Origin of the sequence: Haloferax namakaokahaiae, assembly GCF_042663225.1 — an archaeon.
In the GTDB taxonomy this organism is placed as follows: Archaea; Halobacteriota; Halobacteria; order Halobacteriales; family Haloferacaceae; genus Haloferax; species Haloferax namakaokahaiae.
The window spans coordinates 409,488-421,952 of sequence record NZ_JBHTAA010000005.1; the positions used below are offsets into that span (position 1 = coordinate 409,488).

General features: G+C 63.4%; 17 protein-coding genes. 8 read left to right on the plus strand and 9 right to left on the minus strand.

All coding sequences use genetic code 11. The annotated features are described in order from the left end of the window. Positions 1-2: 2 nt before the first annotated feature. A complete protein-coding gene (locus ACFQJC_RS09565) occupies positions 3-785 on the plus strand; it encodes a metallophosphoesterase (RefSeq protein ID WP_390223100.1) in 783 nt (260 codons plus the stop codon). 12 nt (positions 786-797) lie between these two features. Here the strand turns inward: ACFQJC_RS09565 and ACFQJC_RS09570 are convergent, their stop codons facing one another. Continuing rightward, positions 798-1,076, minus strand: a complete 279-nt coding sequence (locus ACFQJC_RS09570) for a hypothetical protein (RefSeq protein WP_390223101.1) — start codon at positions 1,074-1,076, stop codon at positions 798-800. Next, positions 1,073-1,351 (minus strand): hypothetical protein, encoded by a 279-nt coding sequence (locus ACFQJC_RS09575; RefSeq protein ID WP_390223102.1) that lies wholly within the window; start codon positions 1,349-1,351, stop codon positions 1,073-1,075. Before ACFQJC_RS09575 ends, ACFQJC_RS09570 begins: the two co-directional genes overlap by 4 nt. Positions 1,352-1,441: 90 nt before the next feature. On the opposite strand from ACFQJC_RS09575, the gene ACFQJC_RS09580 reads away from it, so the two are divergent. Together ACFQJC_RS09580 and ACFQJC_RS09585 are read left to right on the plus strand one after the other, a co-directional pair. Then, the gene (locus tag ACFQJC_RS09580) at positions 1,442-4,282 is read left to right on the plus strand and encodes a DEAD/DEAH box helicase (RefSeq protein WP_390223103.1); all 2,841 of its coding nucleotides are present in this window, start codon (positions 1,442-1,444) and stop codon (positions 4,280-4,282) included. 72 nt (positions 4,283-4,354) lie between these two features. Beyond that, complete coding sequence (locus ACFQJC_RS09585) at positions 4,355-4,741, plus strand: hotdog family protein (protein WP_390223104.1); 387 nt, start codon at positions 4,355-4,357, stop codon at positions 4,739-4,741. A 3-nt stretch (positions 4,742-4,744) separates the two neighbouring features. Here the strand turns inward: ACFQJC_RS09585 and ACFQJC_RS09590 are convergent, their stop codons facing one another. After that, complete coding sequence (locus ACFQJC_RS09590) at positions 4,745-5,134, minus strand: DUF7522 family protein (RefSeq protein WP_390223105.1); 390 nt, start codon at positions 5,132-5,134, stop codon at positions 4,745-4,747. Between the two features lie 57 nt (positions 5,135-5,191). Further along, positions 5,192-5,587, minus strand: coding sequence for a helix-turn-helix domain-containing protein (locus tag ACFQJC_RS09595; protein ID WP_390223106.1), 396 nt, complete (start codon positions 5,585-5,587; stop codon positions 5,192-5,194). Between the two features lie 95 nt (positions 5,588-5,682). Here ACFQJC_RS09595 and ACFQJC_RS09600 point away from each other — a divergent pair, with 95 nt between their 5' ends. Together ACFQJC_RS09600 and ACFQJC_RS09605 are read left to right on the plus strand one after the other, a co-directional pair. After that, positions 5,683-6,303 (plus strand): DUF7509 family protein, encoded by a 621-nt coding sequence (locus tag ACFQJC_RS09600; protein ID WP_390223107.1) that lies wholly within the window; start codon positions 5,683-5,685, stop codon positions 6,301-6,303. Positions 6,304-6,391: 88 nt separating this feature from the next. Continuing rightward, entirely contained in the window at positions 6,392-7,105 is a 714-nt protein-coding gene (locus ACFQJC_RS09605) for a class I SAM-dependent methyltransferase (protein ID WP_390223108.1), read from the plus strand. A 15-nt stretch (positions 7,106-7,120) separates the two neighbouring features. Here the strand turns inward: ACFQJC_RS09605 and ACFQJC_RS09610 are convergent, their stop codons facing one another. Then, positions 7,121-9,295: a CDC48 family AAA ATPase gene (locus tag ACFQJC_RS09610; RefSeq protein WP_390223109.1), complete on the minus strand. Its 2,175-nt coding sequence runs from the start codon at positions 9,293-9,295 to the stop codon at positions 7,121-7,123. A gap of 102 nt (positions 9,296-9,397) precedes the next feature. Here ACFQJC_RS09610 and ACFQJC_RS09615 point away from each other — a divergent pair, with 102 nt between their 5' ends. Further along, complete coding sequence (locus tag ACFQJC_RS09615; RefSeq protein WP_390223110.1) at positions 9,398-9,532, plus strand: DUF7128 family protein; 135 nt, start codon at positions 9,398-9,400, stop codon at positions 9,530-9,532. 13 nt (positions 9,533-9,545) lie between these two features. Here the strand turns inward: ACFQJC_RS09615 and ACFQJC_RS09620 are convergent, their stop codons facing one another. Continuing rightward, on the minus strand, positions 9,546-9,785 hold the full coding sequence (locus tag ACFQJC_RS09620; RefSeq protein WP_390223111.1) for a DUF7508 domain-containing protein: 240 nt from the start codon (positions 9,783-9,785) through the stop codon (positions 9,546-9,548). Beyond that, complete coding sequence (locus tag ACFQJC_RS09625; RefSeq protein ID WP_390223112.1) at positions 9,785-10,216, minus strand: DUF5796 family protein; 432 nt, start codon at positions 10,214-10,216, stop codon at positions 9,785-9,787. Before ACFQJC_RS09625 ends, ACFQJC_RS09620 begins: the two co-directional genes overlap by 1 nt. A 121-nt stretch (positions 10,217-10,337) precedes the next feature. Between ACFQJC_RS09625 and ACFQJC_RS09630 the strand changes: the two genes are divergently transcribed. Both ACFQJC_RS09630 and ACFQJC_RS09635 read left to right on the plus strand, forming a co-directional pair. Further along, positions 10,338-11,207, plus strand: coding sequence for a shikimate kinase (locus ACFQJC_RS09630; RefSeq protein WP_390223113.1), 870 nt, complete (start codon positions 10,338-10,340; stop codon positions 11,205-11,207). Further along, positions 11,204-11,509: a chorismate mutase gene (locus tag ACFQJC_RS09635; protein ID WP_390223114.1), complete on the plus strand. Its 306-nt coding sequence runs from the start codon at positions 11,204-11,206 to the stop codon at positions 11,507-11,509. Before ACFQJC_RS09630 ends, ACFQJC_RS09635 begins: the two co-directional genes overlap by 4 nt. Positions 11,510-11,816: 307 nt before the next feature. Here the strand turns inward: ACFQJC_RS09635 and ACFQJC_RS09640 are convergent, their stop codons facing one another. Continuing rightward, positions 11,817-12,203: a PIN domain-containing protein gene (locus ACFQJC_RS09640; protein ID WP_390223116.1), complete on the minus strand. Its 387-nt coding sequence runs from the start codon at positions 12,201-12,203 to the stop codon at positions 11,817-11,819. Continuing rightward, positions 12,200-12,445 carry an AbrB/MazE/SpoVT family DNA-binding domain-containing protein gene (locus tag ACFQJC_RS09645; RefSeq protein ID WP_390223117.1) on the minus strand — a complete coding sequence of 82 codons (246 nt, stop codon included), beginning with the start codon at positions 12,443-12,445 and terminating at the stop codon, positions 12,200-12,202. The genes ACFQJC_RS09640 and ACFQJC_RS09645 overlap by 4 nt, the downstream gene beginning before the upstream one ends. Positions 12,446-12,465: the final 20 nt, after the last annotated feature.

The window sequence follows — 12,465 nt, forward strand, 5'->3', positions numbered from 1 at the left end:
TCGTGACGCGGCCACTCGTCGAACCGATTCCGGGCGAACCCGCCGCGGTGGCGCGAACCACCAGACGCGGGTTTCCGGAACGCTCGCTCGTCGTGGCCGACTACCACGCCGGTATCGAAGCCGGACTCAGATACGAACGCGGCGTCGAACTCCCGTCGAACGCGGACGTTCGGCGCGCGCGACTCCTCACTCTTTTAGAGCGAACCGACCCGGACAGACTCGTCGTTCTCGGCGACCTCGGCCACCGCATCGGCGACCCGAAGGGCGACGAGGCCGACGAGTTGAACGAGTTGGTCGAAGCGGTGCGCGACTACGCCGAGATGACGCTCGTCCCCGGTAACCACGACGGCGGGCTTGCGGACTTCTTCGGCGATATGGTAGAGGTAGCCGAGATGTCCGGCATCCGCCTCGGCGACGTGGGATTCTGTCACGGCCACACGTGGCCCTCGCGGGAGGTGCTCGCCGCCGACGTGATTTGCTCGGCACACGAACATCCCGCAGTCAGATTAGAAGACGAAGTCGGTGGTGCGAGAAAGGAGCGTGCGTGGCTCCGCGGCCCGCTCGCGCCCGAGGTGTTCGCCGATTACTTCGAACTCCCAGTTTCGGAGTTGGAGTGGCACGACCCAGAACTCGTGATGTTTCCGGCGTTCAACGACACCTCCGGGGGGACGTGGGTGAACGTCCCCGGACAGGGTTTCCTGTCGCCGTTTCTGCCAGATGGTCTCGAATCCGCAGACGCGTATCTGCTCGACGGGACGCGACTGGGTGACTTTCGGCAGGTGTGACCGTACGGGAACTCAGCCGAAGATGGTGACGAGGACGCCGATGACGAATACGGCGATGCTCGTGACTCTCGCCATCAGTTGCCAGCCGGTCCACTCGCGGAAGTACTCCGGGACGCCTCGCTCTCGCTCTTGGACAGCGTAGACGACACAGACGACGGCAAAGACGGCGAGTCCGCCCCAGACGACGAGTTCCCACGTGGCGAGTTCGCGCCGCCCGAGACCGAACACGATGAGGAGGTTACCAAAGAGAAACCCCGCCTGCGACAGCCAAAACGTTCGCTCGGGACTCACGTAATCACCCCAAACAGTTCGATACCAACGAGGAAGACAAAGAGACACGCGACTGCGACGGTGAGATACACTTGCGCTCCCCACTCTTTCGGGGCGGTCGAGCGCTCCGGATTCCGACGACTGAAGGCAGCCACGTACGCGAGGGCGAGCGGCACGCCTGCGGCGAGGGCGGTGGCGATTCCAACCGAGTCAGTGGCGATGTCGATGCCGACGCTGACCGCGGCCGCGACACTGAACGCGGCGAACGAAATCCAGTACACGCGTTCTGGAGACACAGAGAGAGTTGACTCACTATCGACATGAATCTCCCGGCGAGGGGTTCACCGAGCGGTGTGCTTAATCGGTTCGCGGCGTAACGTCGGGCGATGCCAGACGGCGAGGTTGCCGCCGGGATGGACGTGTTCGCCGAACTCTCGGCACCCGTCCGCGACGCGCTCTCGGAGCGTGGATTCACCACCCCCACCGAGCCACAGCGCCGGGCGATTCCGCCGCTCACGTCGGGAAAGAACGCGCTCGTCATCGCGCCGACGGGGACCGGAAAGACCGAGACGGCGATGTTGCCTGTCTTCTCTGCAATCGCAGATGCCGAGGAGCGATTCGGAATCTCAGCACTGTACATCACGCCGCTTCGGGCGCTGAACCGCGACATGCGCCAGCGCCTCGATTGGTGGGGCGACGTGTTGGGAATCGACATTCAGGTCCGCCACGGCGACACCACCCAGTACCAGCGCCAGAAGCAGGCGAACGACCCGCCGGACGTGTTGGTGACGACGCCGGAGACGTTGCAGGCGATGCTCACGGGCAAGAAGTTACGAAAGGCGCTCGCCGACGTTCACCACGTCGTCGTGGACGAGGTACACGAACTCGCCTCCGCGAAGCGCGGCGCGCAGTTGACCATCGGTCTCGAACGCCTCCACGAACTCGCGGGGTCGTTCCAGCGAATCGGCCTGTCCGCCACGGTGGGGTCGCCCGAAGAGGTCGGGAAGTTCCTCACCGGCGACCGACCGTTCGACATCGTCGAAGTGGACGTTGACAACCGCGTCGAGTTCGAGGTCGTCAGACCCGAGGTGACGAACGAAGACGAGCGCCTCGCCGGCAAACTCGCCACCGACCCGGAGATTGCGAGTCACGTCCGAACCATCCGCGATATCGTGAACAGTCACGAGTCGGTGCTCGTCTTCGTCAACACCCGCCAAACTGCAGAGGCACTCGGCTCTCGATTCAAGAAACTCGGCGACGCCATCGAAGTCCACCACGGGTCGCTCTCGAAAGACGTTCGAATCGACGTGGAAGACCGGTTCAAAGCCGGCGAGTTGGACGCGCTCATCTGCACCTCCTCGATGGAACTCGGAATCGACGTGGGGCGGGTGGACCACGTGATTCAGTACAACAGCCCCCGAGAGGTCGCCCGACTGCTCCAGCGCGTCGGGCGTGCGGGCCACCGCCTCGGCGTGGTTTCTCGTGGCACGGTCATCACCGACCACCCGGACGACACGCTCGAAGCGCTCGCCATCGCTCGCCGTGCAGAGTCCGGAGAGGTCGAACCCGCTCGGGTCCACCACGGCAGTCTCGACACCGTGGCCAACCAAATCGTCGGCGTCGTCATGGACTTCGGCGACGTGTCTGCCCGCAGGACCTACGAAATCGTGACCCGGGCGTATCCGTTCAGGAACCTCTCCGAAGACCAGTTCAGACAGGTCGTGCGCGAACTCTCGCGGAATCGGCTTCTGTGGCTCGAAGAAGACAAAGACTCGCTCGAAAAGTCCAGCGGGACGTGGCAGTACTTCTACGCCAACCTCTCGATGATTCCCGACGAGGAGACCTACGAGGTCCACGACATGTCCTCGCGTCGCCAGATTGGGACGTTGGACGAGAAGTTCGTCCTCAACTTCGCCTCGCCGGGCGCGACGTTCATCCAGCGCGGCGAGATGTGGCGCGTCAACGACGTGGACGAAGAGGAGGCGAGAGTCAACGTCTCGCCAATCGAAGACCCCGGCGGCGAGGTGCCGTCGTGGGTCGGCTCGGAGATTCCGGTTCCCGCCGCCGTCGCGGGCGAAGTCGGCGAGTTGCGCGACGTGGCCGCCCCGCAGTTCGAATCCGGAGCGAGCCGGGAGTCGGTCGCCAACGACATCGTCGGACGCTATCCGACCGACTCGAACACCGTGTGGACCGCGCTCGAACCCATCGAGCGACAGGTCGAAGCCGAGGGACCGATTCCGACCGCGAATCGACTCGTCCTCGAAGGCTCGCCCCGGAAGGTCACGCTCAACTCCTGTTACGGCCACCGCGTCAACGAGACGCTCGGCAGACTCCTCTCGGCGCTCATCGGCCAGCGAACCGGGTCGTCGGTGGGGATGGAGGTAGACCCGTACCGCGTCGAGTTCGACGTGCCCGGGAAGGTGAGTCCGACGACGTTCGCCGAGGTGCTCCGCGAGACGGACCCCGAACACGTCGAAGCCCTGCTCGAACTCGCGCTCAAGCGCTCCGACTCGCTCAAATTCACGCTCGCGCAGGTCGCCGCGAAATTCGGCGCGCTCAAGCGATATCAGGGGAGAGGTCGCTTCGGCGGCGACAGACTCGTCGCGGCGCTCGAAGGCACGCCCGTCTTCGACGAGGCGGTGCGCGAGGTGTTCCACACGGACCTCGCCGTCGAAGAGACGATGGACTTACTCTCGCGCATCCGCGAGGGGAGCGTCGAACTCGTCGTCGCCCGCGAACCCACGCCAATCGGCACCGGCGGGCGCGGGTCTGGAACGGACCTACTCGTCCCCGAAAACGCGGACGCGAGCGTCATCGAGACCGTGCGCGACCGAATCCAGAACGACCGTGTGCTCCTGTTCTGTCTGCACTGCAAGGACTGGACGCGAAAGACGCCAGTGAAACGCGTCCGCGACCCGCCGACGTGTCCTCAGTGCGGCGCGACTCGCATCGCGGCGCTCAACCCGTGGGACGACGAGACGGTCAAAGCAGTCCGCGCGCCGGAGAAAGACGACGAACAGACGCGACTCACGAAGCGCGCCTATCGGTCGGCGAGTCTCGTGCAGGCCCACGGCACACAGGCGGTCATCGCCCTCGCTGCCCGCGGCGTCGGCCCGCACAACGCGGCGCGTATCATCAACAAACTCCGCGACGACGAGGACGACTTCTATCGAGATATTCTGGAGCGAGAGCGCGAATATGCGCGCACGCAATCGTTCTGGGACTGATTTCGACCCTCTCGTCGCTCGACTCCCGGTAGAAACTCTTTCCCTTCGAACCCTCGATAGACGAGCCACTAGATGTCAACAGACGATACGTTTCGAGAGGGAGCGTCGAAGACGTACACGCGAACCTTCACGAGAGAAGACGTCCAGCAGTTCGCAGCCCTCTCGAACGACGAGGGGGCGCACCACCTCGTTCCGAACGACGAGGAACAGGTCGTGTTACACGGCCTGTTGACGGCGACGATGCCGACGAAACTCGGCGGCGACATCGACCTCCTCGCTCGGACGATGGAGTTCGAGTTCCCCCGACCGGCGTACACCGGGGTCGAAATCACCTGTGAGGCGACCTACGAGTCCGTCGAGGAGTACGACGACTACACGGCACTCGACGTTTCGTTCGTCTGCGAGAGCGAAGACGGTGACGTCGTCCTTCGCGGTCGGTGCGAAGGCGTCGTAAAGTAGCGCTTACTCCGCGATAGCCCAGCTTTCGAGGACTTCGCGCGTCGCCACCGACAGCGCGTTGAAGTCCTGCATCGTGATGCCGTCGGTGGTGACGAACACGCCGATGTCTTCGAGCGTGATACGGACGAGATAGCCGTTCTCGAACACTCGAATCGTGTACTTGTACTCGCCGAGTTCGGACCCGCGATAGGCGTCTTGGGTCATCTTGAAGTCGTGCCACTCGTTGCCGATAAAGGAGTTCAGGTCGGCCGACTGTTCGAGGTCGCTTCGGAGGTACACCTGGATGTAGTCGAAGCGGTTGAAGTAAGTCAACGAGCGAAGGCTATCGCCGACTGCGGTTCGGCACGTCGAGATGAGCCGTTCTTGTGCCTCCTCGGGAAGGAGTTCGGACATGTCTCACGGTGTGTTGCGAGGTACCAAATAACCGCCGTCCGCGGCAGGTGGCGCGAACTACGTCGCGTAGGCGTCGCGGTAGTCGCGCTCCCGTCGAATCAGTTCCTCGACGCCGTGTTCGAGGATATCCGTCCCGAGCGACGTGGCCCGGTAGTAGGAAAAGAGGCCGCGCTCGTCGGCGCGGTTCTGCTTTCGCTTCTCCACAAGACCAACCTCGACGAGTTTCTGGAGGTGGTAGTGCAGGGTGTTCGCCCGCAAGTCCAGTGCGTCTTCGAGTTCTTTGGGACTCTGGTCGCCGACGTGAACCAGTCGGTAGAGCAGCGTGAACCGGGTCCGGTCGCCGATAGCCGCTTGCATGTCGAGGTACTCGTCCAGCGAGAGTACGCTCGTCGGCGGCAGCAACTCGGCGGGGTCCTCCGGCAGTCCGTCCGAGTTCGCTGAGTTCGTGGCCATACCTACACTGACGACGTGAACCGACTTAACGGTTCTTGAGTCTAAAAGTACTGAAAAATCTGAGTTTTATATACTGTGGCTCCGTTGCGACCGACATGGGTGGCGAAATTTCGCGCGAGGTGATTCGGGCCGCGCTCGGGCGGACGACCTACGACCGGTTTCTCGTCTACGTGATGGGACCGTACAAGTCGTTCAATCTGAACTACGTCCTCTCCGAGGAGGAACGGGCCGAAATCGACATCGAGGAGTTTCCGAGTCCGATTCGTCGCCTGTTCCAGTCCCGCGACGAAATCGACGGCGCGCTCGCGCTCCTCCGGCGCGTTCAGGGGTCGTTGCGAGCGAATCCCGGCGTGAACGCTTTCCTCGCGGTGGATATCGGCATCGACACCGACGACGTGGATGCCGCCACCCAGAGCATCGAGTACGCCCGCGCGAGCAACGCGACCATCTTCGTCCTTCCATTTCTCGGCCACAACTTCGGCGTCGGCGAAGAGGCCGGTTCGGTGCTCGAACGACTCTCGGAGACGCACGGCGACCGAATCGTGTTCGTCCACGAGGCGACGGTCACCAGCGAGATGATTCGTGCCGCACGCGCCCGCTGGGACTTACGCGTCGAGACCTACGACGACGAACAGGAACTGCGCAAGCGGGTTCGTCTGTTCATCGCAGACATCATGAACCGCGAGTTGCACGGCGACCTCGATAGACTCGATTGAGTAACTGCCACGTCACGTCAGCACGAACCTATGCCATGCCATATGCTAGCTCACAGTGATTTATGTCGATTCTGGGCAGTTTCGAACTATGCCCGACGATGCACTCGGCACGGCGATGCTCGATAGAGTCCGTGGCTGTCTTCGCGCCCCCTGCATCTACCGCGACGGCGACGACGCCGCCGATGCCCACATCGTCGAAAACTATCTCGTCCCGCCCGAGGAGTGGCCCGACGCGAAGTGGGAGTTTCTCGACTCGCTCCGAACGCCGATGCTGGACGTTGGCTGTGGTGCAGGCCAGCACGCACTTGCTGTACAAGAGCGAGGTGACGTCGTCGCCTTCGACGTGAGTCCGAACGCGGTTCGTGCGGCCCGTGAACGCGGCGTCGGGGACGCGATGGTCGCAGATATGTTCTCTCTCCCGTTCGATACCGACGCTCGCTTCGAGACCGTACTCGCAAACGGCACGCAAACCGGTCTCGCTGGGTCGCTGGACGGCATCGCAGAACTCCTCGATACGCTCGCCTCACTCACGACAGCGACGGGCGACCTCGTCGTCGATTCGTACGACCCGACGAGGCTCTCGCCCGGGACGTGTTTCGGCTACCGCGACGACCCGCGCGACGGACTCGCTCGGCGTCAGTTCCACGTCGAATACGGCGACTTCAGGGGGCCGACGCTCGACTTTCTGCTCTGCTCGCCGGAGCGACTCGAATCGGTCGCCGCGGCGGTCGGATTAGACGTGTGCGAAGTCGTATTTCCGAACGAGGAGTCGGCGTACTACCGGATGCGACTCAGAAGGTAGCGCGGGGAGAGTCGTTCAAACCATCGTCGGCCTGACCGACTCCAGCGCCGCGTCGAAGTGGGTGCGGGTGATGCTCACTTCGTCGGCGTGCTCGTTCGCGGTCACGCCCTCGTAGGCGGCCGCAACGTCCTGAATCGCCCGTAAGGCTGCTTCTCGACAGACTGCGGCGACATCAGCACCCGTGTAGCCGTCCATGTGAGCGGCCACGTCGTCGAGGTCTACGTCCGGGGAAACCGGCTTATTTCGGGTGTGAACGTCCAGAATCGCCCGGCGAGCGTCGATATCCGGTTCGGGAACTTCGACGTGGGTCTCCAACCTCCCGGGGCGGAGCAGCGCCGGGTCCAGCGCGTCTCGGCGGTTCGTGGCCGCGAGGACCACGAGGTTGGGATTGTCGGCGGCGTTGTCCATCTCGGTCAGGAGTTGTGAGACGACGCGTTCGGTGACGCCCGAGTCCGACCCCACGGAGTCGCGGTTCGTCGCCAGCGCGTCGATTTCGTCGAAGAAGAGGATGCTCGGGGCGGCCTGTCGGGCGCGGTCGAACACCTCGCGGACGGACTTCTCGGACTCTCCCACGTAGCGGTCGAGCAGTTCGGGACCGGCGACGTGGATGAAGTTGACGCCGCTCTCGGCGGCGATTGCGCGGGCGAGCAGGGTCTTGCCGGTCCCCGGCGGGCCGTAGAGGAGGACGCCAGTCGGCGGGTCGGTCGCGGCCGCCTCGAACAGCGGCGCGTAGGTGAGCGGCCACGTGACCGCCCGTTCGAGCGTCTGCTTCACGTCGTCCAGTCCGCCGACGGCTTCGAAGCCCTTGGTCGGTTGTTCGGCGACGTACTCGCGCATCGCGCTCGGTTCGACCGTCGCCATCGCGGCGTCGAAGTCGGCGCGTGTGACGGTCAGGCCCTCAACGGAGAGTTCGTCGTTCTCGCGGCGAAGTCTGCGGAGTGCAGTCATCGCGGCCTCTTTGGCCAGCGATTCGAGGTCGGCACCGACGAAGCCGTGGGTTCGGGAGGCGAAGCGGTCGATGTCCACGTCGTCGGCCAGCGGCATTCGGCGGGTGTGAACGTCGAGAATCTCGCGGCGGCCGACCTCGTTGGGGACGCCGATTTCGATTTCGCGGTCGAACCGGCCGCCGCGACGGAGCGCCGGGTCGAGGCTATCGACGCGGTTGGTCGCGCCGATGACGACCACGTCGCCGCGGGCGTCGAGTCCGTCCATGAGCGAGAGCAGTTGGCCGACGACGCGGTTTTCGAGGTCGCCGCTGTCGTCGCGCTTGGCCGCGATGGAGTCGATTTCGTCGAAGAAGATGATGGCGGGAGCGTTCTCGCGGGCGTCTTGGAACACCTCGCGGAGTTTCTCCTCGGATTCTCCTTTGTACTTGGAGAGGACCTCCGGTCCCGAGATGGTCGTAAACGAGGCGTTCACCTCGTTGGCGACGGCTTTGGCGATGAGCGTCTTCCCGGTCCCCGGCGGCCCGTGGAGCAGGACGCCTTTCGGCGGCTCGATACCGAGATGGGCGAACACTTCGGGTTCCGAGAGCGGGAGTTCGATCATCTCGCGGACGAGTTCGAGTTCGTCGTCGAGACCGCCGATGTCTTCGTAGGTGACGCCCGTCGCGGGGCGTTGGCTCGACGAGTCGCCCGAGGTCACGCTCTTCACCGCGTCGCGGACGGTCGCGGCCGCGCCGCTCGCGGGCTTTCCTGTCACCTCTACTCTCGTCTCGTCGGTGACGCGGACGATGGTCTCTGGGTTAGTCTCGCTCACGACGAGCGTCGCGCCGCCGAGTCGTTCGACGCGCACTCGGTCACCGATTTGGAGGGGTCGATTCCGGAGTTCGGCCTTGACGACCGTCTCGATGGTGTCTTGGCTGACGCTGGTTCGCTCGAACACGCTGGGTGCGGCGAGCGTGACTGCTCGTGCGTCTTCGACCGCAACCTTCTGAATTCGGACGCTATCGCCGATTTTGACGCCCGCGTTCGCCCGCGTGTCCGCGTCGATGAGGACGGTGTCGCCGTCGGTTCCCGGCCGCGCGGGCCACATCTTCGCCACCGTCTCGCGCTTTCCGTCGATGACGACGGTCTCACCGCTGAGGACGCCGAGTTCGCGCCGCGCCGCCTCGGGAAGTCGGGCGATGCCGCGACCCGCATCCCGCTTCTCGGCAGCACGGACCACGAGCGTCACCCCGTCTTCGGTCATGACATCCCCTTCGGATGGACCGGTCTTGAGGGTTCGCCCGACACTCACACCGACAGACGAGTTGGGATAATCGTTTTAGTAGTTGGTGTGGTACCAATAGTCATGGTTGCCGCGACCCAGAAGGACGGGGAGACGTGGTATCAGTGCGACGAGTGCGGGATGCTGTTCGACAGTAAGAGAGACGCGAAAGCACACGAGGAATACTGCGATACCGATAGCCCATCGTACCTCCAGTGAGCGGGGTCCCCGACTAGGTGGAGGGGTCGTGTTGGGCGGCGAGTCGCTCGGCGTGGTCGAGTGACGTCGCTCGCTCCCAGCGGACGCGCTCTCCGTCGCCGTACGCGAGCGCCTCTTTCACCTCATCTTTGAGGACGCCAACGCCCCGACCGACGAGTTCGCCGTCAGCATCGCCGAGTTCGTAGTAGCCGTAGGCTTCGGGAATCTTCCCAATCGTCGCTTTCGTCAGCGGTTCCCAGCGTTTTCGGAGCATCACTCGGCGACGAACTCGTAGGACTTCTCGCTCCAGTCGTCTTCGACGAAGACGAACACGCGGCCGCGGGCAACCTCCGGGTCGGCCTCGACTTCGCACCGATGACCCGGAACCCTGCGCACGACGACGCCCGGGAACAGTTCTTCTTCCTCGCCTTCGGAGAGGATGACGCGGCCCACGCCGGTCGATTCGAGGATGTCGTCGTGGGTCTTGAGGTCGTTCACGTACATCATCACGCCCTCCGTCTCCGAGGGGTCGGTGACGAGGACGTGCGTCTCCGCGCCGGGTTTGGTCTCCAACGTGCCCGTGACCTTCTCCGGGACGCCTCGGTAGACGGTCTGGCGGCCGTCGGTGTACTCGACTTGCACGCCGAAATCCAGCAGTTCGATAGGTAGGGTGCTCGGCGCAACGTCGTTGCGGGCGTTGCTCATATCCAAGCGTTGCCGTGGCGACGGGAAAAGTATCGCGTCTCGTCCGGCGCGGGAGAACGAATTTCGGGCGAAAACGGCATCGACCACCACACATAACAGTGCGTGCCGACCTCCCAGAAGTATGCACGGCCGAGCAACCGCCCTCGGAGCAGGGACCGTCCTCAACGCGCTGGCGACGAAGACGGGGTCTGCGTTCGCCATCGACGCCGAGACCACCGCGACGGTCGAACTGGACGACTCCGCAGGCGTCAGTGGCCGTATCGACGGCGCACCCGACGCCGACACGCGACTCATCGAGCGGTGTGTCGAACTGGTCGTCGAGGAGTTCGGCGACGGCGAGGGCGGCACCGTCGAAACCGAGAGCAAGATTCCGATGGCCGCCGGCCTGAAGAGTTCGAGCGCCGCCGCGAACGCGACGGTCCTCGCTACGTTCGACGCACTCGGCCACTCGGTCGGCCCGACGCCGGACGACGCCATCACCCGCATCGATGCCTGTCGCCTCGGCGTTCGCGCCGCCCGCGACGTGGGCGTCACTGTGACCGGCGCGTTCGACGACGCCGCCGCCTCCATGCTCGGCGGGGTCGTCATCACCGACAACGCCGCAGACGAACTCGTCGTCCGCGACGAACTCTCGTGGGACGTGTTGGTGTGGACGCCGCCGGAGCGCGCCTACAGCGCCGACGCGGACGTCTCCCGGTGTGCGAACGTCGCGCCGATGGCCGACCTCGTCACGGAAATCGCACTCGACGGCCGCTACGCCGAGGCGATGACCGTCAACGGTCTCGCCTTCTCGGCCGCCCTCGACTTTCCAACCGACCCCGCCGTCGAAGCGATGCCCATCGCCGACGGCGTCTCACTCTCGGGGACCGGCCCGAGCGTCGTTGCCGTGGGCGACCGCTCGGACCTCGAAACAGTCCGCGAACTGTGGGACGCCCGCGACGGCGACACCATGCTGACCACTACACGAAACGACGGAGCACGCATTCTATGACAGAGAACACAGACACCACCGAATCGATTCAGGACATGACGCTCGACGAACTCCGCGAGGAGATCGAGGATATCGACCGCGGCATCGTCGAACTCATCGCCCGCAGAACGTACGTCGCCGACGCGGTCGCGCAAGTGAAAGCCGAAGAGGGCCTGCCGACGACGGACGAGTCACAAGAAGAGCGCGTGATGGAACGCGCCGGCCAGAACGCCGACCACTTCGAGGTCGATTCGAATCTCGTGAAGGCGATTTTCCGGTTGCTCATCGAGATAAACAAGGCGGAGCAGAGACAGAGTCGGTAAAATCCGTCGAAAATATTAGTCCGCTGTTGAGACATTGTTCGGCAGAGATGACCGACTCGAAGACGAGAGACCAATCCGACTTTCTCCGTACACTTCAACAGTTGGGAATCATCGTCGGTATCCCGGTTTGGGCCTTTCTCTGGTTCTGGCCACTGATTGGCCAAGGGTTCACGTCGTACGCTGGAATTGACTACATACTCAAATCAGAGGGTGTAGTAGCGAATCTCTTCTTTACAGGCCTCTTCGTCGGACTCGTGGTTGTGGTCTTGATGTATAACGTAGTTCGGCGGTAAGTTGAGGGCCAGACTCACTCCTCGTCGGTGGGCTCTAGTGGAATTCTCGATACGTCGATGTCCTCGTAGTCTCTTTCTGACGAGAGTACGTCCATACCCCGCGTCTCCGCTGTCGCCGCGTGGAACGCGTCGAACGGTGTCATCCCTTCGTCGTAGTAGTTGACGCCCTTCAGGACGATTTGTTTCTCTTCTTCGTCTCGCACAGGGACGAGTTCGAGCAAGTTCGCCACGAGCGGAACGAAGTCGAACTCGTAGCGTTCTCGGGCGAGGACCAGTTCGAGATACGAGAATGCCGACGTTTCGACCTCGTACTTGTCGAGCGCTTCTTCCGCTGACCCCTGCAACCAATCTGAGTCTTTAGCGAGTGCGAGTAAGAAATCCGTCTCGACGTACACCGTCATCTATCGCTATCCTTCTCTCGGGCGTCGGCTTTCGCCTCCGATTCGACGTTTTCTCGAATCTCCTCGATGGACGCATCACGGAGGCCACCTGCTGCTTCACGGACGGCAGCGAGCGGGTCGTCTGCAACCGGAATGAGTTCGATTCTATCTTCGTACGTCACGATGTGATACTTTTCACCGTACTTCTCCCGCACCTCTTTGGGGATGTACAGTCGCCCTTGTCGGTCCGTCTCTGCTGACATAAGATGAACTACGATGGCAC